This window comes from Pseudomonas sp. KK18, assembly GCF_037094675.1.
Classification (GTDB): Bacteria; Pseudomonadota; Gammaproteobacteria; order Pseudomonadales; family Pseudomonadaceae; genus Aquipseudomonas.
On sequence record NZ_CP146605.1, the window covers coordinates 2,799,013 to 2,819,579 of the forward strand.

Annotated in this window: 15 protein-coding genes; 10 read left to right on the forward strand and 5 right to left on the reverse strand. The window is 62.3% G+C overall.

The genetic code is table 11. From position 1 onward, the window contains the following. The first annotated feature begins 1 nt into the window (after position 1). From V6607_RS12770 to V6607_RS12785, 4 genes are all read left to right on the forward strand, one after another. Positions 2 to 2,476 carry an FtsX-like permease family protein gene (locus tag V6607_RS12770; protein WP_102606243.1) on the forward strand — a complete coding sequence of 825 codons (2,475 nt, stop codon included), beginning with the start codon at positions 2 to 4 and terminating at the stop codon, positions 2,474 to 2,476. Continuing rightward, positions 2,466 to 3,530: a lipocalin-like domain-containing protein gene (locus V6607_RS12775; protein ID WP_102606242.1), complete on the forward strand. Its 1,065-nt coding sequence runs from the start codon at positions 2,466 to 2,468 to the stop codon at positions 3,528 to 3,530. Before V6607_RS12770 ends, V6607_RS12775 begins: the two co-directional genes overlap by 11 nt. A 143-nt stretch (positions 3,531 to 3,673) precedes the next feature. Beyond that, positions 3,674 to 4,657, forward strand: a complete 984-nt coding sequence (locus V6607_RS12780) for a hypothetical protein (protein ID WP_134326225.1) — start codon at positions 3,674 to 3,676, stop codon at positions 4,655 to 4,657. Positions 4,658 to 4,659: 2 nt separating this feature from the next. Beyond that, a complete protein-coding gene (locus V6607_RS12785) occupies positions 4,660 to 5,022 on the forward strand; it encodes a hypothetical protein (protein ID WP_134326226.1) in 363 nt (120 codons plus the stop codon). Between the two features lie 18 nt (positions 5,023 to 5,040). On the opposite strand, the gene V6607_RS12790 is transcribed toward V6607_RS12785, so the two are convergent. Together V6607_RS12790 and V6607_RS12795 are read right to left on the reverse strand one after the other, a co-directional pair. After that, a complete protein-coding gene (locus V6607_RS12790; protein WP_003210263.1) occupies positions 5,041 to 6,138 on the reverse strand; it encodes an SMP-30/gluconolactonase/LRE family protein in 1,098 nt (365 codons plus the stop codon). After that, the gene (locus V6607_RS12795) at positions 6,135 to 6,812 is read right to left on the reverse strand and encodes a sterol desaturase family protein (RefSeq protein WP_134326227.1); all 678 of its coding nucleotides are present in this window, start codon (positions 6,810 to 6,812) and stop codon (positions 6,135 to 6,137) included. The genes V6607_RS12790 and V6607_RS12795 overlap by 4 nt, the downstream gene beginning before the upstream one ends. 173 nt (positions 6,813 to 6,985) lie before the next feature. Here V6607_RS12795 and V6607_RS12800 point away from each other — a divergent pair, with 173 nt between their 5' ends. Then, a complete protein-coding gene (locus tag V6607_RS12800; RefSeq protein WP_003210259.1) occupies positions 6,986 to 8,452 on the forward strand; it encodes a hypothetical protein in 1,467 nt (488 codons plus the stop codon). On the opposite strand, the gene V6607_RS12805 is transcribed toward V6607_RS12800, so the two are convergent. Next, the gene (locus tag V6607_RS12805; RefSeq protein WP_134326228.1) at positions 8,453 to 9,895 is read right to left on the reverse strand and encodes a PLP-dependent aminotransferase family protein; all 1,443 of its coding nucleotides are present in this window, start codon (positions 9,893 to 9,895) and stop codon (positions 8,453 to 8,455) included. A gap of 130 nt (positions 9,896 to 10,025) precedes the next feature. Here V6607_RS12805 and V6607_RS12810 point away from each other — a divergent pair, with 130 nt between their 5' ends. The 3 genes from V6607_RS12810 (at position 10,026) to V6607_RS12820 (ending at position 13,096) form a co-directional block, all read left to right on the forward strand. Continuing rightward, complete coding sequence (locus V6607_RS12810) at positions 10,026 to 10,661, forward strand: LysE family translocator (protein ID WP_003210255.1); 636 nt, start codon at positions 10,026 to 10,028, stop codon at positions 10,659 to 10,661. Positions 10,662 to 10,739: 78 nt separating this feature from the next. Beyond that, on the forward strand, positions 10,740 to 11,798 hold the full coding sequence (locus V6607_RS12815) for a diguanylate cyclase (RefSeq protein ID WP_023658718.1): 1,059 nt from the start codon (positions 10,740 to 10,742) through the stop codon (positions 11,796 to 11,798). A 68-nt stretch (positions 11,799 to 11,866) separates the two neighbouring features. Further along, a complete protein-coding gene (locus V6607_RS12820; protein WP_134326229.1) occupies positions 11,867 to 13,096 on the forward strand; it encodes a M20/M25/M40 family metallo-hydrolase in 1,230 nt (409 codons plus the stop codon). A 150-nt stretch (positions 13,097 to 13,246) separates the two neighbouring features. Here the strand turns inward: V6607_RS12820 and V6607_RS12825 are convergent, their stop codons facing one another. Both V6607_RS12825 and V6607_RS12830 read right to left on the reverse strand, forming a co-directional pair. Then, positions 13,247 to 16,318 (reverse strand): efflux RND transporter permease subunit, encoded by a 3,072-nt coding sequence (locus V6607_RS12825; protein ID WP_134326230.1) that lies wholly within the window; start codon positions 16,316 to 16,318, stop codon positions 13,247 to 13,249. Positions 16,319 to 16,320: 2 nt separating this feature from the next. Further along, a complete protein-coding gene (locus V6607_RS12830; RefSeq protein WP_003210248.1) occupies positions 16,321 to 17,427 on the reverse strand; it encodes an efflux RND transporter periplasmic adaptor subunit in 1,107 nt (368 codons plus the stop codon). 186 nt (positions 17,428 to 17,613) lie between these two features. On the opposite strand from V6607_RS12830, the gene V6607_RS12835 reads away from it, so the two are divergent. Together V6607_RS12835 and V6607_RS12840 are read left to right on the forward strand one after the other, a co-directional pair. Next, the gene (locus tag V6607_RS12835; RefSeq protein ID WP_134326231.1) at positions 17,614 to 18,480 is read left to right on the forward strand and encodes a pirin family protein; all 867 of its coding nucleotides are present in this window, start codon (positions 17,614 to 17,616) and stop codon (positions 18,478 to 18,480) included. 63 nt (positions 18,481 to 18,543) lie between these two features. Then, positions 18,544 to 19,986: a mechanosensitive ion channel domain-containing protein gene (locus tag V6607_RS12840; protein ID WP_063028913.1), complete on the forward strand. Its 1,443-nt coding sequence runs from the start codon at positions 18,544 to 18,546 to the stop codon at positions 19,984 to 19,986. Positions 19,987 to 20,567 lie beyond the last annotated feature (581 nt).

Below are 20,567 nucleotides of genomic sequence, written 5' to 3' on the forward strand. Positions count from 1 at the left end.
CATGCGCGTCTTCCACTGGACACTGCGCGCGCTGCTCAGCCATTGGCGGCGCCACCCTGTACAATTCTTCAGTGTGCTCACCGGCCTGTGGCTGGCCACCGCGCTGTTGACCGGCGTGCAAGCCCTCAACAGCCAGGCGCGGGACAGCTACGCGCGGGCCAGCCAGCTGATCGGCGGCGAACCCCAGGCCAGCCTCAGTGCGCCGGACGGTGCGAGCTTCCCCCAGGCGCTGTTTGCCGACCTGCGCCGCGCCGGGTGGCCGGTGTCGCCGGTGGTGCAGGGCCGCGTGCAGCTCAAGGGCCATGAAGACCAGCGCCTGCAAGTGATGGGCATCGACCCGGTGTCGTTGCCCGGCGGTGGCGCGCTGGCCGGGCAGACCCTGGACCGGGCGCAGATGGTCGCGTTCTTCAACCCGCCGGGACGCACCTGGATCGCGCCGCAGACCTTGCAGTCTCTGGGCCTGAAAGAGGGCGACCAGCCGCTGACAGCTGCCGGGCTGGCGCTGCCGCCGCTGCATGTTCAAGCGGACATGGCCCCTGGCGTATTGCTGACCGATATCGGCTTCGCCCAACCGCTGCTGGACATGCCCCAACGCCTGTCGCGGTTGCTGCTGGACAGGGCCTTTGCCGCCGCGCATCCCGCCCTGCCGCCGGAACTGGGCGCGCAACTGCAGCTCAAGCAGGCCGAGGAAAACAACCTCGCGCGCCTCACTGAAAGCTTCCATCTGAACCTCGATGCGCTGGGCTTTCTGTCCTTTGTGGTGGGCTTGTTTATCGTGCATGCCGCCATCGGCCTGGCGCTGGAGCAGCGGCGCGGCCTGCTGCGAACCTTGCGGGCGTGCGGGGTCAGTGCGCGGATGCTGATCCTCAGCCTGGCGGTGGAACTCGGTGGCCTGGCCGTGCTGGGTGGCCTGGCGGGCGTGGCCAGCGGGTACTTGCTGGCCAGCCTGTTGCTGCCGGATGTAGCCGCCAGCTTGCGCGGCCTGTATGGCGCCGAGTTGCCCGGCCAACTGAGCCTCAGCCCGCTGTGGTGGCTCAGTGGCCTGGGCCTGGGTTTGCTCGGCGCGTTGCTCGCCGGGGCCAGCAGCCTGTGGCGGGCGGCGCGTTTGCCGTTGTTGGCGCTGGCCAATGCCCAGGCCTGGCACCAGGCCCATGGGCGCTGGCTGCGACGCCAGGGCTGGGTGGCGGGTTCGGCCTTACTGGTTGCGCTGTTGGCACTGGTATTTGGCGACAGCCTGGCCAGTGGTTTTGTATTGATGGCGGCCTTGTTGCTGGGCGCTGCGCTGGGCTTGCCGGTGGTGCTCAATGGCGTGCTCAAGGCGGTATTGGGGCGCAGCCGTTCGGTGCTGGGGCAATGGTTTCTCGCCGATTGCCGCCAGCAGTTGCCGGCCCTGAGCCTGGCGCTGATGGCCTTGCTGCTGGCGTTGGCCGCCAATATCGGCGCGGGCTCGATGACCTCGGGCTTTCGCCAGACCTTCAACAACTGGCTGGAACAACGCCTGACCGCCGAGTTGTACCTCAACCCGCAAAACCCGGCCCAGGCCGAGGCGCTGCAAACCTGGCTGGTGCAGCAGCCCCTGGTGCAGACAGTGCTGCCGACCTGGCAGGTTGCGGTGCAGTTGCAGGGGTGGCCGGCTGACCTGTTCGGCGTGGTCGACGACCCTACTTATCGCCAGCATTGGCCGTTGCTGGAAGCGGCGACGGACCCATGGGGCCAGTTGCTGCAGGACGACAGCCTGATGCTCAGTGAGCAAATGGCACGCCGGCTCAAGGTGCGGCTGGGCGATGTGGTCAGCATCCCCACGCCCCAAGGTCCATGGTCGCCGAAGGTCGTGGGGATTTATGCCGACTACGGCAACCCCAAGGGCCACTTGCTGGTGAATTCGCGGCACCTGTTGCAGCACTGGCCGGGATTGTCGCCGGCGCGTTTCAACCTGCGGGTTTTGCCGGGCAACGTGCCGCCGCTGGTGCGTGCAGTACAGGAACGGTTTGCCCTCGAAGACAGCCGCATCGTCGATCAGCAGCAGCTCAAGGGCTGGTCGAGCCAGGTCTTCGAACGGACTTTTGCCGCCACCGCCGCCCTTAACAGCCTGACCCTGGGCGTGGCCGGCGTGGCGTTGTTCATCAGCCTGCTGACCCAGAGCCAAAGCCGTCTTGGCCAGTTGGCCCCGCTGTGGGCGCTGGGCGTGACACGACGCCAATTGATGCTGCTCAACCTCGGCCAGACCTGGCTGCTGGCGGTGCTGACCCTGGTGCTGGCGTTGCCGCTGGGCTTGTTGCTGGCGTGGTGCCTGGACGTGGTGATCAACGTCCAGGCCTTCGGCTGGCGCCTGCCGTTGCAGGTGTTCCCGGGGCAACTGGCGCAACTGCTGGGTCTGGCGATGCTGGCCACCTTGCTGGCTTCGGCCTGGCCGCTGTGGCAGTTGTACCGCAGTCGCCCGGCGGATTTGCTGAGGACCTTTGCCAATGAAGATTAAGTGCCTGCTATGGGCGACCTTCCTGCTGCTGGGCGCCTGCGACAAACCGCCTGCGCCTGAAGAAAGCTTCGCCGGGCTGGGCAGCCAGGCCGCGGACTTTGCCCAGGTGGTGCCCGGCAAGGTCTTCAGCTTTCCCCAGGACCATGGCCCCCATGACGGCTATCGCATCGAATGGTGGTACCTCACCGCCAACCTGAAGGATGCCGAGGGCAATGCCTACGGCGTGCAATGGACGCTGTTTCGCAACGCACTCAAGGCCGGCCCGACACAACCGGGCTGGCACGACTCTACGATCTGGCTCGGCCACGCCGCCGTCACCTCGGCCACCCGCCATTACGCCAGCGAACGCTACGCCCGCGGCGGCGTGGGGCAGGCAGGGGCCCAGGCGGTGCCGTTCAATGCCTGGATCGATGACTGGAATTTCGCCACCCGCCCCGGTGCAGCCAGCCCCTTGGCGGACATGCAACTCAAGGCTGCAGGCGAGCATTTCAACTACGACCTGCACCTGACCTCCAGCCGCCCGCTGGTGCTCCAGGGGGATAACGGCTACAGCCGCAAGTCCGACCAGGGCCAGGCGTCGTACTACTACAGCCAGCCGTTTTTCCAGGCAGATGGCCGCGTGACCATCGATGGAAAATCTTACCAAGTCACCGGCAACGCCTGGCTCGATCGCGAATGGAGCAGCCAGCCCCTGACCGCCAGCCAGACTGGCTGGGACTGGTTCTCCCTGCACCTGGACAGCGGCGAGCAGTTGATGCTGTTTCGGGTGCGGCAGAAAGACGGGCCGTCGTACCTGACGGGTACCTGGATCGACAAAGAAGGCCACACACAGACCCTGCACAACCAGGATATTCAACTGACGCCGCTGGGCACGACTGCCATTGATGGGCGCAGCATTCCCACCCAGTGGTCATTGAAGATCCCGGGCAAACATCTGGATATCACCACGGAAGCGGTCAACCCAAAAGCCTGGATGAACCTGAGCATTCCTTACTGGGAAGGGCCGGTGAAATTTCAGGGTGGGGTGGGGTATCTGGAGATGACGGGGTATTGAGTCCGACGATTTTTTGTAGGCCTTGATTACCTGCCAGGTAGGTGATTTCCCAAATGTAATTTCAGCTGTTCCAACCTTGTGTCCGGGCTGAGTCAGCCTGCTTATATTCCTGCGCCATATTCATTACATCAGGGATGTAAGTGATGGCGCAGGGATACATCAATGAGCGCACCACGGACTACCTCAGCTTGAAGTCCCGCTTGCTGACCGGGTCCAGTCGGCAACTCTCCGATCAATTCGACGCGTTGAACCTGCATTTGCGCCAGACAAGCCTGGTGACGCCGGGGCAGATGGTGATTATTCCTGATTACCATGGGGTGGCATGCACTGCCGATGATGCGTGGTTGATGCGCCATGCCCAGGAGATTCAGCGCAACTTGGAGTTGGACGCATCAGCGGGGACAGCGGTGATCAATAATTATGACTTGCTGCAAAGCTTTCTCGGGTACAGCTCTGTGGGCGTCGGCAGTGCGACGTCGGCGTGGGGACGACATTTGGACGAGGTCCAGCACACGTTGGAGGAGATTGAACGGCTGCATCAGCAATTGAAGAACGGTGGGGTGAACAAGGCGCTTTTTATCCTGCAGCGGCAGATGTTGTTCCGGCGTTTGGATACACAGTTGCGAGGCGCGGCGCGATTTGGCACGAGCCTGAAAACCAATAAATCGCTGAAAAAAGTGCTGGGTATTTCCACCAAGAGTTATCTGCACAAGAGTGAAATCGTGGGCTATACGCAGCGGATTCGCAGCATTGTCGAGACGTCGAGGTTTTTGGGCAAGGGGACGTATGTGGGGTTGGCGTTGGATGTGGGGGGGGCGGGGTTGGAGGTCAAGGAAGCGTGCATGGAGGGGCGGGAGGCACAGTGCAGTCGGGCGAAGTATGTGCAGGGTGGGAAGTTGGTGGGTGGGGTAGGCGGGGCCGCTATTGGAGGGACTCTGGGGGCTGCGCTCGGGAGACGTTTATGCGGGATAGTCATGGGGGTTGCGGTGAAAGGGCAGGGTGCGCTGGTCTGCGGGATCATCGGCGGTGCTGCCGGAGGTTATGCCGCCGGGAGTACGTTTGGGCGTGCCGGTGAATGGGGTGGAGAAATGATGGGTGACCTGATGTATCAGCCTGATGGGGCTTGATCATGTCTTATTATGATTTTTTCACTGTTACGTTGCTTTTATGGATGCTTATCAACTTGGGACTGTTGCTCTTCGTCGCGTACAGAAAACTCGATGAGTTGGAAAGCTACTTCACCGAAAACGAGGCCGTTCAACGCACCAAGCGTTTTTGGCGCAGGAATCTGCCGATCGACAAAACCATGCGAATGGTTGTGATCGTCGAGCTGCTGTCCATGCCAAAACGCCATGTAAAAAAGGGCGAGGCGACTGAGGCAGAGTTGACGTCCGTCCCCGTGGCTCTGAGGCGATGGGCAGTATGGCCCTATTACGGCGGATTGGTTTTGATGGTCCTGGCAATTATTTGGGAGGTCTGGTCCAAGCCATAGCCGAGGGGCTTTTTTTCGTTATTGCGCCAACGCCACCTTGAGTGGCAAGCGCGCCATACCGGTGTTTTTAAGCGAACCCAGATACAACCAGTCACCGTACTCACGTGCCGTGGTGACGGGCGAGTAGTTACCGCTGCTGCCATCCTGCAGGTTTGCGATGACCTTGCCGTTCACGTCCAGCCCGAGCACAAAGGCCTTACGCTCGATGGGCTTGGGCACCACCATCAGTGCCCGTACCATGATCTTGCGCATCAGCGGGTAGCCGGCAAAACCGTCGAGCAGCGGGTTGCGCGGTGAATACAAGGCAACCCAGAACCGGTCCTTGCCGTTGAAGCTGAGGTTGTCCGGCAGGCCCGGCAGGTTGTCGATAAACAGGTCGTGGACGCCGGCCTTGTCGCCCTTGAGCCAGTAGCGGCTGATGCGATAGGCGCCGGTTTCGTTGACCAGCACATAGTCTTCGTTCGGCCCCAGGGCCACGCCATTGGCGAATTGCAACTGGTCCAGCAATACCTCGGTGTGGCCGGTGCTGAAGTCATACCGTAGCAAACGGCCGTCACCGCCGTGCTCGATCACCGCCTCGCCGTCTTCCCCATAACCCCATCGGCTTGATGCATCGCTGAAGTACGCATAACGCCCGGCGGCGTCGACGGTGACGTCATCGACAAAGCCAAACGGCAGGCCGGCGGCGCTGGTGGCCAGGGTGGTGAGATTGTGCTGGGTGTCGAGGGCGAGCAGGCCCTTGATCCCATCGGCAATGATCAACCGCCCGTCCGGATGCAGGGCCAGGCCCAGGGGGCGACCCTGGGTGTTGGTCAGCTCTTCGAGAACGTGGCTTTCGGGGGCCGTGCGGATGATGCGCCCGTCATGCAGGCCGGTGATGAGGAACCCTTTGCCATCCAGCAACAGGGCTTCGGGCCCGGCGATGTCCTGGGCGCCGGTTCTTTTCACGTCCTTGAGGCGCTGGTTTTCGGCGTAGGGCCCGTCCTTCAGGGATGGCGCCTTGGGCGGCGACCAGTTGACCGGTTGCACTTTGGTGGGCATCAGCAGCAGGAAGGCGACGATGGCGGTCAGGATCAGCAGGACCAGACGACCAACGTTGCTTGGACGGGTACTCATGACGATTCCTGGTGATCAGTGGTGGGCGGTTCCCAATGCAGGGTGCCGAACAGGTAGTCCATCAGCGGCAGGACGATGTTGAAGTTGCGTCCCTGCATCAGTTCGCGCCGGTGATGCAGGGCGTGCAGGTGGTGCATCTGGCGGATCCACGGCAGGCGGGCCACGGGGTGGTCGGGGGGCAGGTGTTCGCAGGCGTGGAAAAACTCGTAGAGCAGGTAACCGAGGATCATGCAGCCGGCGAACAGGCCGGCGATGTTGGGGTTGAGGTGTTTGAGCAGCCACCAGGCGGGGAGGGTGATGACCAGGCTGTGGACCAGGATGAGCCAGGCGGGGAACAGGATGACACGCCAGTCTCGAGGGCTGTCGTAGGTCATGTGGGCGGGGGTGAAGAAGCTGTGGTGGTCGCCGGTGTGGCGGGCGTAGAACAGGCGGGCGAAGGTGTGTTTGTGATGGCCCAGGTGACGGTGGACGAGATAGATACACAGATTGAAGAAAATCAGGGTGAGGGGGATGGCCAGCCATTCCAATGGCTGGATTTGCCGGGTGGTGGACCAGAACAGGCTGATGCAGAGCAGGCCGTAGCCGAAAACGAAACCAGCGTGGAGCCACGGGTTGTAGCAGGGGTGGATGCTGGCGCGGTAGGTGGAGCGGAAAGCCTCGGTGGGGTGAGTCATTGGGAGCGCTCGGTGTCGTTTTTGTTGGGGATGAGCGTAGTCGGGATTGGCGCATCTATCTTGTCGCCATAAAATACTGTACATGCATACAGTTATGTCCTACATTCCATCCCAGGTGACCGGATGTCGCCGATCACCTGAGCTTCAATTTTTTAACTATGGATGGATAAAAAATGAAATCGAAAAAAGCGTTCATGCTCGGAGCCGCCATCGCGGCGTCCTGCTTCGTTTCGGCCTGCGCCCTGGCCGAACAATCTCCTGCACACTTGACGCCGCAACCGTTGCAGCAAGCCGTGCAACAAGCCCTCAAGAGTGGCGGCAACGTCACGGCGCAGAAGGCGTCGGCTGCCTTCCTGGACAAAATCAAAACCTCGCAGCAGCTGAAAAAGCCGGTGCAGGCTGCCAAGGCCTTGAGCGGGGTTGTGGTCGCCGAGCCTGTACAGGCAGATAGCGCCAAGGTGGATGCCCAGGCCGTGGCGGCCCAGGCGTTCACGCCGCTGTGCCAGACCCTCGGTATCAACCAGATGTATAACCTGGACGGTGTGCAAACCGGCAACGACGTCTGCTACCACTTCAACGTGCCGCAAAAAGCACGGGCGACAGTGATGCTGGTAGGGCAGAGTGCTGCCACCAACATGTCCCTGACCCTGTTCCAGGACGACGGCCAGAACAACATCACTTCTCTCGGCACGTCGGATAACCCGGGCAATGCCAACGAGGTGTTGGCTGGCGTACTGCCACCTGGCGACTACTACTGGTTCATGCATGCCAATTCGGCTGACGGTTCGCCGTTCAGTTTCGGCGTGGATATCAACATGACGATTGACGATTTCGAGCCTAACGACAGTTTCGAAACGGCTTATCAACTGCCGGATACCCTGAACTACGTCACGGGTAACTCCGACACGGCGACCGATGAAGACTACTTCTCCTTCAAGGCCCTGCGCGGGCAGAAGGTCAGTGCCTATTTCGACGGTGTGAACGAGAGCGATCGGGGCCAGTGGATTTCCGAGTATTTTGACGGCGTCAAATGGATCCCGATCAGCCCCAAGGCGAAAATCACCTGGCCAACGCCATCGGTTAATGGCGTGGTGAACGTACGGGTGCGGCCTAACCCGGCCGCAACCTGGAAGGCTACGGCGCGCTACAAGCTGTCGCTGGGCTCCACACCCGAGGTGTTGAGCCACAGTGTGCAAGGTGACAACGTGGTGCGGATCCCGGCTTCGGCCAATGACTACGACCCGTTCATGACCACCCAGGCGGCACGTGACTTGAGCTGGGCCGTGACCTGGGCCGACAGCACCGGTAAACGCCTGCAGGGATTGACCCCGTATCTGCAACTCGACAAGCACGTCAACCGTAATACCTACCTGCCGGTGTACATCCCTTACTACGGTTCGGTAACCGGCGTGTCGGGCGCGGCATCCGGTACGGTCAACCTGGGCAACTGCGCGGGTGAGGCGACTGTCAGGTATGTGTCCTACGACTCGGGTTACAAAAATACCTGGGAGACCAACTACAACTTCGCCGTCTGGCGCCTGCGCATCGAGGAGTACCCGGATGTCGGCGTGGGTGGCGACGCTACCCCGGTGAGCATGGCTCATATCTGCAGCCAGCGCGTGATCTCCAGTGAACGGTGATCAACCCTCCGCTTGATCCGTAACCCCGGCGCCAACTCTTCGGGTTGGCGCCCCCAGCAACCCTTCAAACTGCGCCTGAACCCGCCCTTCGTCGCAATGCGCCACATTAAACCGCATGAAATCCCGCAACCCCGGCTCATACCCGAACAACGCCCCCGGCGCCAACACCATCCCGCGTTTCAACCCGGCTTCAGCCAGCCGCTCACCATTTACCCCCGCCGGCAACCGCGCCCAGATGAACATCCCCCCCTCAAACCCCATCGGCAATTCACACCCACAACGCCGCAGCCACTGCTCAACCCGCCCCCCAGCCTCCAGCAGCCGCTGAACCATGCGCTTGCGATGCCTGGCATACCCACCCTCACTCAGCAGCCGATACACAATCTGTTCGAACAGCTCGGACGTTATGCCGCCGCTCATCAACTTCATATTGGTCAGATTCGCCGCCAATTGCGGCGCCGCCACCACATAACTGACCCGCGCGTTCGCCGTCAGCACCTTCGAAAACCCCGACAGGTACGTCACCTGCTCCAATCCCGCCAAAGTCGCCAGGCGCGGCGGGGGGTTAGGGTGCAAATCCCCGTAAAGATCATCCTCAACGATATGGCAGCGATACTCCCGGGCCAGTTGCAACAACCGAAACGCCTGGCTCGGACTGAATGAATGCCCGGTGGGGTTATGCAACACGCTGGTGGTCAGGTACAGGCTCGGACGATGCTCCGCCAACAACTGCTCCAGCGCGACAAAATCAAAACCATCAGGCCGCCGGGCGATCGTCACCACCTTGACCCCATGCAACGCCAGGTTCGCGTGGAAGTTGAAATAACACGGTGCATCCAGCAGCACCGTGTCCCCGGGCCGCGCCAGCAGGCGCATGAGCATGTCCAGGCCTTGCACCGTGTTGGGCGTGGTGATGATTTGTTCCACCGGCACCGACAACCCTTCACCGTGCAGTTTCTGTTGCAGCGCCTGGCGCAACGGCAGCAGGCCCGCCGGGGTGCCCAGCCCGGCGATGCGCAGGGTAGGGGCGCGGACTGCGCTGCGCATGGCCTGGCGCAGGGCTTCGGAATCCAGCCAGTCTTCCGGCAGATGGCCGCCGCCGGGGCGCAGGTCGCCCTGGGCCATGGCCAGGGGGCGGCGCAGTACGCTGAGCAAGTCCTGGGGCAGCAAGTCGACCCAGGTGCTGGACGACGGCTGTGCCAGGCTGCTGGCGACAAAGTGCCCGCGGCCCTGGCTGGAGGTCAGGAGGTGACGCCCGCGCAGGCGATCCAGCGCTTCATTCATGGTGAATTTTCCGACGCCCAGCAAGGCTCCCAACTCACGCACCGAAGGCAGTTTGCTGCCAGCGGCCAATTCGCCTTGCTCGATCGCATGGGCCAGGGCATCGACGATCTGCTGCACCTTCGGTGCTCGGTCATGAAAGTGAATCGCAGGAATGGGCATCACACTGTCCTTAAGTTTGCCGCCAACTTCACCGGTAAAGTCTGCGCGTATATCCGTAGAGTTTACCTGCCTGTGGCGGCACGTGCGCCCTAGACTGCAAGCCCTCTTTCCTGCTGTGAAATTCCACGCCATGGCCACCGCGCTGACGCTGTCTTCGTTTTTGTATTTCCTGCTGCTGTGCACCACCCTGGCCTTCAGCCCCGGGCCCATGACCTTGTTGTTGCTCAGCCTCGGCCTGAAGGACGGCCTGCGCCGCTCCCTGCCGGCGCAGTTCGGGGCGAGTGTTTCCTACCTGGTGTCGATCCTGATCTTTGCCGTGGGTTTTTCCGAGCTGATCAAGGATTACCCGCTGATCACCCGGATCATCCAGGTGGTAGGCGTGGCCTACATCCTTTACCTGGCCTACAAGCAATGGACCAGCAGCGGAGTGACCATCAAGACCAACGATGCAACCCCGGAAAATGCCCGCAGCCTGTTCGGAAAAGGTCTGCTGACCGGGTTGTCGAATCCCAAGGCGATCATTCTGTTCAGCGCGGTATTCCCGCAGTTCGCCGCCATCGGCCAGGGCAGTGCCGCCGCCGACATCGCGATCCTCGGCCTGACCTTCCTGCTGCTGCAATTTGCCAGCGGCTGCCTGTATTGCTACTTCGGCCAGCGCATCAAGCACGTGCTGGAAAACCCCAAGCGCCGGGTGTTGCTGCAACGGGCCACGGCGGTGTTGCTGCTGGGGGTGGCGCTGATGTTGGCCCGGGGCTTTTCCAGCTGAAGGTCAGCTTATGAGCGGTAGTGGCGATCTGCCGGTGCCCTGATAGACTTCGGGCATTCATCCAGGATCAAGCCAGACATGCCAGCCGCAGGAGGAAACGGACTTTCGCTCGCTTCACGCTTGTACAAGTCGCGCACCCTGGGATTGACCCTCGGGTTTGTCTGTGTGGCCGCCGCCATCTACCCGCTGGATAAATCCGCTTGGGTCTGGGGAGTGATGATCGCCAATGCCTTCATCTGGCCGCATGTGGCCTACCAATGGTCGCGGCACTCGAAAAACTCCCTGCGCTCGGAACACCGCAACCTGCTGTTCGACTCGTTTTGCGGCGGGTTCTGGGTTGGCGCCATGCAGTTCAACCCGCTGCCCAGCGTGACCACCTTGTCGATGATGACCATGAACAACGTCGCCATCGGCGGCCCGCGCTTCATGCTCGCCGGTTGGGTGGCCCAGGCGCTGGGCATCGGCGCCTCGATGCTGGTGTTCACTCCGGCGGTGACCGCCCTCACCAGTGAAGTGCAGCTCTACGCCTGCCTGCCGATCCTGATGCTGTATCCCCTGGCGCTGGGCTGGATCTGTTACCGGCAAGCGATCACCCTGGCCCGGCACAAGCGCGAGTTGCTGGCCCTGAGCCGCACCGACAGCCTGTCGGGCCTGCTCAACCACGGCGCCTGGAAAGACCACCTGGAAATCGAGTTCCAGCGCTGCCGCCGCGACCAGCAGGGCGCCGCCATCGCGCTGATCGACATCGACCACTTCAAGACCATCAACGACACCTACGGCCATGTCACCGGCGATATCGTGCTGCGTCAATTGAGCAAAGTGCTGCGCCAGAACCTGCGGGCCACTGACCTGGCCGGGCGCTACGGTGGCGACGAATTCTGCGTGATCCTGCCGGACATGCCCCTGAACCGCGCCACCGAGGTGATGGACGCCCTGCGTGATCGCTTCAACTCCCTGGCCTACGCACAGGACCCGACCTTGCGCGCCAGCCTGAGCATCGGCCTGGCGCCGTACCGGCCGGCACACGCCGACGCCACCAGTTGGCTGAACGATGCCGACCAGGCCTTGTACGAGGCCAAGAGCAGCGGGCGCAACCGGGTCAGTTCGGTGCAGGGAAGTTGGCTGAGGTCGATCTGAGGATCAACAAATCGGTGTTTGTCAGGTAGGGTGGAGCGCTACCTTCCAACAAAAACAAGGATCGGTTCATGCTTTTCAACTTCCCACGCAGCTTACTGGCAGCCACCCTGGCGCTGTCTTTCGCCATGCCGGCCTTCAGCGCCGAACCCCACAAACAGATCCAGGCCGATTCCGAGCAGTACAAGGCCGAAGCCTTGAAACTGCTGGAGCGCCTGGTGAATATCGATTCGGGCTCCGGCTACGAGCCGGGCCTGACCCAAGTGCGTGACATCGCCGTCGATGAGCTCAAGCAACTGGGTTTCAGCATCCAGTTGGTGCCGGATGCCGCGGCCCATAACAGCCATGTCATCGCCACCCTCAAGGGCACCGGCAAGGCCAGGATCCTGCTGATGGCCCACATGGACACGGTGTTCAAGGAAGGCTCGGCGGCTGCCCGGCCGTTCCACATCAAGGACGGCCGCGCCTATGGCCCGGGCGTGATGGATGACAAGGGCGGCATCGTCGCCGGCATCTACGCGTTGAAGGTCCTGAAAAACCAGGGCTTCAAGGACTACGCACAAATCACCTTCCTGCTGGACGCCAGCGAAGAAACCGGCACCGACGGCGCGTCCGAGCTGATCCGCAACACCGCCAAGGGCCACGACGTGACGCTCAACCTGGAACCGGGTCGCCCGGCCGATGGCCTGGTGGTATGGCGCAAAGGCAGCGCCACCGCCGTGGTCGAGGTCAAGGGCAAGGCCGCCCACGCCGGCGTCGCCCCGGAATTGGGGCGCAACGCGGCGATGGAAGCGGCGCACCAGATTCTGCAACTGGGCAAGCTGGGGGATGCCGAGAAGAAAACCACCATCAACTTCACCGTGATCAACTCCGGCGACCGGGTCAACGTGATCCCCGACCAGGCCACCGCCAAGGCGGATGTACGGGCGGCGTTGCCGGAAGAGTTTGACCGGATCGAGAAAGACCTGGCACGGGTCTCGGCCAACAAGCTGATCCCCGAGACTGAAGTGACCACCAGTTTGCACCGTGGCCTGCCGCCGATGCCGCAGACGCCGGAGTCGGACAAGCTGGTGGCGATTGCCCAGGGGATTTATGGCGAGCTGGGGCGCAAGCTGACCATTGAGGGCAGCGGCGGGGCGGCGGATGCGAGCTTGTCGGCTGGCGTGGGTACGCCGACCCTGGACGGGTTCGGGATTGTCGGGGGCAATATCCATACGCCGGAGGAATATGCCGAGGTGGAGAGCGTGGCGCCGCGGATTTATCTGCTGAGCCGGATGATCATGGAGCTCTCCAAGCGCTGACTTAAAAACGCCACACCTCTAAATGTGGGAGCGGGCTTGTGTGGGAGCGGGCTTGCTCGCGAATGCGGTTTATCAGTCGACATCTGCTTATCTGGTACACCGCTTTCGCGAGCAAGCCCGCTCCCACATTGGTTTGTGGTGTTGGTTGGATCAGGTTGCAGTCACCACTTCCCGGGTCTTCTCCCGCCCTAACACCAGACTGCACAACGCCGGCAAGAACAGCAACGTCAACACTGTCCCCACCAACACCCCGCCAATCAGCACATACGCCAGCGACGACCAGAACACCGACAGCGTCAGCGGAATAAACGCCAACGCCGCCGCCAGCGCGGTCAATATCACCGGCCGTGCCCGGCGCACCGTGGCCTCGATGATCGCCTCGCGAATCACCATGCCCTGGTCCTGGTTCTGCCGAATCTGGTCGGTAAAGATCAGCGTATTGCGCATCAGAATCCCGCCAATCCCGATCAACCCCAATATCGCGTTGAACCCGAACGGCTGGTTGAACAGCAACAACGTCGGCACCGCTCCGATCAGCCCCAGCGGCGCGGTGGCGAACACCATGAACATCACCCCGAACGAACGCACCTGGAACATGATCACCGTCAACGTCAGCAGGATCATGATCGGGAACAGTGCCGCCAGCGCCACGTTGGCCTTGGCGCTTTCTTCCACCGGGCCGCCGATGACGATCTGATACCCGGCCGGCAGCTTGGCGATCAGGGGTTGCAGGTCCTTGTACACCGCCATTTCCACATCTGGCGGCTGGGTGCCGTCGACGATGTCGGCGCGCACTTCCACGGTCAGTGCGCGATTGCGGCGCTTGAGGATCGGTTCTTCCATCACCGCCTGGAAATGCCCGACCTGGGCCAATGGCACCGAGACGCCGGCACTGTTGGTCAGGGTCATATTGTCCAGGTTGCCGAGGTCTTCGCGCTGGCTGCCCTGGGAGCGGGCAACCACTGAAACGGTGCGATTGCCTTCGCGCACTTCGGTGATCGGGTTGCCGCTGAGCAACGCGTTGAGCTGGGATTTCACCCCGTCGGGGGTAAAGCCCAGCAGGCGCAGGCGGTCCTGGTCGAGTACCAGGCGGTAACTGCTGGCGCGCTCGCCCCAGTCGAGGAAGCTGTCCCGCGTGAGTGTGTTGGCCGCGACCACTTGGCGCACATCTTCAGACAGGCTGCGCAGCACATTCAGGTCGGGACCGGACACGCGAAACACCACCGGGAAGGGCACCGGCGGGCCGAACACCAACTGGGTGACGCGCACCCGCGCCGATGGAAACTCGCCGGCAGCGATGCGTTCAGCCATGCGTTTTTTCAGGTTGTCCCGGGCATGGGCGTCGGCGGTCTGCACGATCAACTTGGCGAAGGCCGAGTCTGGCAGCTCAGGGTTCAGCGACAGGAAAAACCGCGGTGCACCACCGCCGACATAGGTGTCGACCATGACGGTTTGCGGCTCCTCCATCAACGCCTTTTCCACCTGCGCCGCTACCGCCTCGGTGCTTTTGAAGGCGCTGCCCGGTGGCATGTACACCTCCAGAATCAGCTCGGAACGGTCGGAGTTGGGAAAGAACTGCTTCTTCACCACGCCCATGCCCAGGCCACACAGCACAAAGGCCGCCACCACCAGCCCGGTGACCAGCCAGCGTCTGCGCACGCAAGCATCCACCAGGCGCCGCAGTTTCTGGTAATAGCGCCCGGCGTAAATTGCGTCGTGGCCGCCGACAACCGGCTCGATGTGCGGCAGCAGCTTGACCCCCAGGTACGGGGTGAACACCACCGCCACCAGCCACGAGGCGATCAGCGCAAAACCGACGATCCAGAAAATATTCCCGGCATATTCACCGGCCCCCGAGCGGGCAAAACCCACCGGCAGGAAGCCGATAATCGTCACCAGCGTGCCCGTGAGCATCGGCGCGGCGGTGGAACTCCAGGCGAAGGTGGCCGCGTGGATCCGGTCAAAACCTTCCTCGAGTTTGACCACCATCATCTCGATCGCAATGATCGCGTCGTCCACCAGCAGGCCGAGGGAAATGATCAACGCGCCCAGGGTCACCCGGTCGAATTCGCGGCCGGTCATCAGCATGATCACAAACACGATCGACAAGGTCAGCGGCACCGCAGCGGCCACCACCAGCCCGACGCGGAACCCCAGGGCCAGCAGGCTGATGACCATCACCACCGCGAGGGCGACGAAGAACTTCAGCATGAACTCGTTGACCGCCAGGCTGATGTTTTTCGCCTGGTCGGAGACCTTGGCGAAGTTGACCCCCAGCGGCAGGTCGGCCTGGATTTTCGCTTCCTGAGCCTTGAGAGCCTTGTCCAGTTCCAGGCCGTTCCAGTGCTTCTCCATGATCACCCCGAGCATCAGCGAGGGGTCGCCCTGATGACGGATACGGTAGCTGGGCGGGTCTTCATAACCCCGGCTGACGGTGGCCACATCGGCGATGCGCAGCAGCTTGCCGTTGGCTTCCAGCGGGACGTTTTCGATCAGCGCCAGGCTGTCGAAGGCCCCGTCGATGCGGATATAGGCGCGTGCCCCGGCGGTCTCGACAAAGCCTGAAGGCGCCACGGCATTCTGGGCGGCGAGGGCGGCGAAGATCTGCTCGGGCTTGATGCCCAAGGTGGCCAGGCGCTCATAGGAAAACTCGACGAAGATCCGCTGCGCCTGTTCGCCGAGGATATTGACCTTCTTCACTCCCGGCAGATTGAGCAGGCCCTGGCGCATGTCCTCGGCCATTTGCACCAGTTGCCGGTGGGGCAGGTGTTCGGCCTCCAGCGCGTACAGGGAAAAGTACACGTCGGAGTATTCATCGTTGAAAAACGGCCCGATCACCCCCTTGGGCAACTTCGCGGCTTCGTCGCTGAGCTTTTTGCGGGTCTGGTAGAACAGGTCCTGGATCTCGCTGGGACGGGTGGACTCCAGGTACGTCATGCGCATCGAGACGAAGCCCGGTTGGGCGATGGTTTCGACGCGGTCGTAATAGTCCAGCTCCTGCAGGCGTTTTTCCAGGCGGTCGGCCACTTGCTCCTGCATCTCTTGCGCGGTGGCGCCGGGCCAGGCGGCGGTGATGGTCATGACCTTGACGGTGAACGAAGGGTCTTCGGCGCGCCCCAGTTTGCCAAAGGCAAAGACCCCGGCGGCGAGGATCGCGATGATCAGGAACAGCGTGACCGCGCGATGCTTGACCGCCAGTTCGGAGAGGTTGATCCCGCGCATTATCAGTGTTCCTGCTGACGGTTGAGGGCCAATACCTGGGCCGGCAACAGGCGTACCGCGTCACCGCTGTGCAGCAGGTGCGCGCCGAGGGCGACGACTACTTGGCCGGGGTCCACGCCACTGTCCAGCAACGCGTCCTCCTGGCCGAGGCTGGCGACGTTGACCGGGGCGAAGCTGACCTTGTCATCGGCGCCAATCACCCACACACCGGTGCCTTTGCCGGCATCCTGCAGCGCCCCGATGGGCACGCGGGTCTGTTGCGCCTGGCCGTTACCTTGCAGGCGCACGGTGATGGTCGAGCCGAGAGCGAAGCGGTCGACGGGGCCATGCAAGACATAGCGGGCCCGGTAGGTGCGGGTGGTCGGGTCGGCGCTGGCAGACAGCTCGCGCAACGTGGCGGTCACTGCCTGCTCAGGGGCGCCGAAGGGGAACGCCAGGGCTTTTTGCGAAGCCTGGTCGCGCTGGTTTTCCGGCAGGTTGACGATGGCTTCCCGGGCGCCGTCGTGAGCCAGGCGCGCCACCACTTGCCCCTCGGCGACCACTTGGCCGCGGTCCACCCGCACGTCGGTGATGATGCCGTCGCTGTCGGCCCTGAGCACCGAGTAGGTGCGGCGGTTTTCGATCTGGCTGGCGTCGGATTGCGCGGAGGCCAGCTCGGCTTCGGCCACCCGCAGGTTGGTGGCGGACTGGTCGAAAATCTGCCGCGACACGGCGCCGGTATTGGCCAGGCGCTGGTAGCGGGATTCATCGTCCCGGCGTTGGCGCAGTTGCGCCTGGGCCGCATTGACGCGGTTTTTTGCCGAACGCAGGGCCAGTTCGAAGTCGCCGATATCCAGCACCAGCAAAGTGTCGCCACGGTTGACGTGCTGGCCGGGATCAACCTTGCGCTCGATCACCTTGCCGCTGACGCGGAACCCCAGGTCACTTTCCGTGCGCGCGGCCACTACGCCGGTGTAGGCGCTTTGCTGGCTGCCGGCGGCTTCGACCTTGGCGGCCAGCACCGGGCGGGGCAGGGGCGCTTCGGCGACGGGGTCGGCCTTGTTGTTGCAGCCACTGAGTACCGCCAGCAGGGCCAGGGGGGTGAGAAGACGCAGGGGGAGAGGGTTCATGTCGGGCTCCGTGGGGCGGGGTGAGCTAAAAATTACGCTTGTAATATTTGTCGCCATATTATGGTCGAAATATAAAATAATCCAGCCCCGAGTCTTTGTTCCACTGATGGGACGATCAGGGCCGGTTTTGCCGTCTAGCGCGGAATTGGTATCGGATTTAAGGTGTATCCATTACTGGAGACACATATGAAAAAGATCATCGGCATCTACACCAGCCCACGTGGCCATTGGGTCGGCGACGGCTTTCCGGTTCGCACGCTGTTTTCCTACGACACCATGGGCAAGCAGATCAGCCCGTTCCTGTTGCTGGATCACGCCGGTCCTGCGGCGTTCACCCCGACCGAGCAACGTCGCGGCGTGGGCCAGCATCCCCATCGCGGCTTTGAAACCGTGACCATCGTGTACAAAGGCGAAGTCGAGCACCGGGATTCCACCGGCGCCGGCGGCACCATCGGCCCGGGCGATGTGCAATGGATGACTGCGGCAAAGGGCATCATCCACGAGGAGTTTCACTCCGAGGCCTTTGCCCGCAGCGGCGGCGCTCTGGAGATGGTCCAGTTGTGGGTCAACCTGCCGGCCAAGGACAAAATGACCGACGCCGGTTACCAGACCATTCTCGATGGCGATATCCCGACGCTGCCCCTGGCCGACAACGCCGGCAGCCTGCGCCTGATCGCGGGCGAGTTCGACGGAGTCAAGGGCCCGGCCCGTACCTTCACGCCGATCGACGTGTGGGACATGCGTCTCAACGCCGGCCGTTCGGTGACGCTGGACCTGCATGCCGGGCGCAACACCGCGCTGGTGGTATTGCGCGGCACGCTGCGGATCAACGCAACCGAGGTGGCGCGGGAAGGGCAGTTGGCACTGTTTGAGCGCGATGGCACGCAACTGCGCCTCGAGTCCAGCGACGATGCCATGGTGTTGCTGCTCAGCGGCGAACCGATCGACGAGCCCATCGTCGGTCACGGCCCGTTCGTGATGAACACCGAGCAGGAAATCCACCAGGCGTTTGCCGACTATCAGTCCGGGCAATTCGGGCAGATGCAGCGCTAGGGCGCTATACCCTCCAAAGGCATTTCATGCGATCTTCATGGCATTCGCCCTGGAGTCGCCTGAATGCCCTCATTTATCTCCGATCACCCGATGTTCTGTGCCTTGGCGCTGGTGCTGATCGATATTGCCGTATGGCGTTTGATCTCTGCCGATTTCGCCAATTGGAAGCTGGCGGCGCGGCTGGTGATCTTTGCGGTGTTCAGCGCCGTGCTGTTCAACGAAGGCATGAACCCGATGCAGGTCGCGCCGTTCGGCGACAACGTGGCGCTGCATTTGGCGGCAACGGCGTTCCAGATCGGCTGGTGGCTGTTTGCGGCGCGCACCCTCACGGTATTGCTCGGCGCGGTGATGATGCAGCGGGTCGGCCACACCGGGCGGCTGTTGCAGGATCTGGTGGGCGCGGTGATTTTCCTGATCGCGATCATCGCCGCCATGGCCTACGTGCTCGACCTGCCGGTCAAGGGCGTGCTGGCCACTTCCGGCGCGGTGGCAATCATCGTCGGCCTGGCGTTGCAAAGCACCTTGAGCGACGTGTTTTCCGGCATCGTGCTCAACACCACCAAACCCTACCAACTGGATGACTGGATCTCCATCGACGGCACCGAAGGCCGGGTGATCGACATCGACTGGCGCGCCACCCAACTGCAAACCTCCCAGGGCAGCCTGGCGGTGGTGCCCAACTCGTTGGCGGCCAAGGCCAAGATCATCAACTTCTCACGTCCCGCAGATATGTTTGGCTTGGCGGTCAGCCTGCAAGTCAGCCCCCATGCGCGGCCCCAAACCGTGCTGGATGCGCTGGAGCGGGCGATGCAGGGGTGTCGGCCGTTGTTGGCCAAGCCGGCGCCGAGCGTGGCGTTCAAGACGTCGGCCAGTGGTGGCGTGGAGTATGAGATCAGCGGGTTTGTGCCGGCCATGGCGCTTAAGCGTGAGGTGCGCAATCAGCTTTATGATTTGGCGTTTCGGCATTTGCAGGCGGCGGGGGTGAGCTTGTTGTCGGCTGCCGAGAGTAATGCGCCGGTGACGGTTTCCCGGGCTCGGGCGTTGTTGGAGAGCTCGTCTATTTTCTCGACGTTGAGGCAGGAGGAGAAGGAGACATTCAGCCAGAACATGACGCTGCAGACCTTTCGCGCCGGGGAGATGATTTTGCCGGCGGGGGAGGTGAGTGATCACCTGTTTATCATCGAGTCCGGGGTGATTTCGGTGATGTTGACCAAGGCCGGGCACAAGTTTGAAGCCGGGCGGATGGGGCCTGGGGAGGTGATTGGTGAGGCCGGGATTCTTTCGGAGCAGGGTGTGCCTGCGGACTTTTCGGCGAAGACGTTTTGTACGTTGTATCGGATTGAGAAGGAGTATCTGAAGCCTTGTCTGGATGCTCGGCATGACATCAGTGAGGCTATGAAAAGTTTGTTGGATTTCAGGTTGCATGCGGCTCAGAGTTTGACGCAGGAGGCGCCTGTGGTGCCGGTTAAGAAGGGGTTTATGCAGTGGCTGCGGAGTCGGGCCTGAAGGTGTACATATCCGTTGCTGCGGTAACGGCCGCTTATGGTTCCGCTCTTACAGCGGGTCACTTTTGGCAAACGCCCCAAAAGTAACCAAAAGGTCTTTGCCCCACCACTCGGTGCCTCGCCTAGGCTCGGCATGCCCGCACTCCGGCCCGGTTCCGCGGGCCGCCGCGACGGGCCATCCATGGCCCGGCGCGGCTAAATCGGCATCCCTGCCGATTTACCCGCTCCACCGTGCCTACTTGCGGCCATCGTGGTTGACGGGGCCCGCAGATCAAAATCAAAAGCAGATCAAAAGCAGAGCACAGCGGCCTACCGGCCGGCTTGAGTGTTTAACAGCCAGATCAAAAACCAGAGCGAAAGCAGAGCTGCTTTTCTGTAGGAGCTGGCTTGCCGGCGATGCAGACACCTCGGTCTTCCAGACACACCGAGGTGATGCCATCGCAGGCAAGCCAGCTCCCACATTTGAACCGTGCCCGCTTTAGCTTTTGATTTAGCTTTTAACACTCAAGCCGGCTTTCAGGCCGCTGTGCTCTTGCTTTTGATCTTGATTTTGATCTTAGGCGCCCCGTTAAACCACGCTGG

What these genes read in the sequence shown, in the direction of transcription:
- V6607_RS12815 (WP_023658718.1), top strand. Translation starts at nt 10,740, where the DNA reads ATGCCAGCCGCAGGAGGAAACGGACTTTCGCTCGCTTCACGCTTGTAC.
- V6607_RS12775 (WP_102606242.1), top strand. Translation starts at nt 2,466, where the DNA reads ATGAAGATTAAGTGCCTGCTATGGGCGACCTTCCTGCTGCTGGGCGCC.
- V6607_RS12790 (WP_003210263.1), bottom strand. Translation starts at nt 6,138, where the DNA reads ATGAGTACCCGTCCAAGCAACGTTGGTCGTCTGGTCCTGCTGATCCTG.
- V6607_RS12800 (WP_003210259.1), top strand. Translation starts at nt 6,986, where the DNA reads ATGAAATCGAAAAAAGCGTTCATGCTCGGAGCCGCCATCGCGGCGTCC.
- V6607_RS12785 (WP_134326226.1), top strand. Translation starts at nt 4,660, where the DNA reads ATGTCTTATTATGATTTTTTCACTGTTACGTTGCTTTTATGGATGCTT.
- V6607_RS12810 (WP_003210255.1), top strand. Translation starts at nt 10,026, where the DNA reads ATGGCCACCGCGCTGACGCTGTCTTCGTTTTTGTATTTCCTGCTGCTG.
- V6607_RS12780 (WP_134326225.1), top strand. Translation starts at nt 3,674, where the DNA reads ATGGCGCAGGGATACATCAATGAGCGCACCACGGACTACCTCAGCTTG.
- V6607_RS12835 (WP_134326231.1), top strand. Translation starts at nt 17,614, where the DNA reads ATGAAAAAGATCATCGGCATCTACACCAGCCCACGTGGCCATTGGGTC.
- V6607_RS12795 (WP_134326227.1), bottom strand. Translation starts at nt 6,812, where the DNA reads ATGACTCACCCCACCGAGGCTTTCCGCTCCACCTACCGCGCCAGCATC.
- V6607_RS12840 (WP_063028913.1), top strand. Translation starts at nt 18,544, where the DNA reads ATGCCCTCATTTATCTCCGATCACCCGATGTTCTGTGCCTTGGCGCTG.
- V6607_RS12770 (WP_102606243.1), top strand. Translation starts at nt 2, where the DNA reads ATGCGCGTCTTCCACTGGACACTGCGCGCGCTGCTCAGCCATTGGCGG.
- V6607_RS12820 (WP_134326229.1), top strand. Translation starts at nt 11,867, where the DNA reads ATGCTTTTCAACTTCCCACGCAGCTTACTGGCAGCCACCCTGGCGCTG.
- V6607_RS12825 (WP_134326230.1), bottom strand. Translation starts at nt 16,318, where the DNA reads ATGCGCGGGATCAACCTCTCCGAACTGGCGGTCAAGCATCGCGCGGTC.
- V6607_RS12805 (WP_134326228.1), bottom strand. Translation starts at nt 9,895, where the DNA reads ATGCCCATTCCTGCGATTCACTTTCATGACCGAGCACCGAAGGTGCAG.
- V6607_RS12830 (WP_003210248.1), bottom strand. Translation starts at nt 17,427, where the DNA reads ATGAACCCTCTCCCCCTGCGTCTTCTCACCCCCCTGGCCCTGCTGGCG.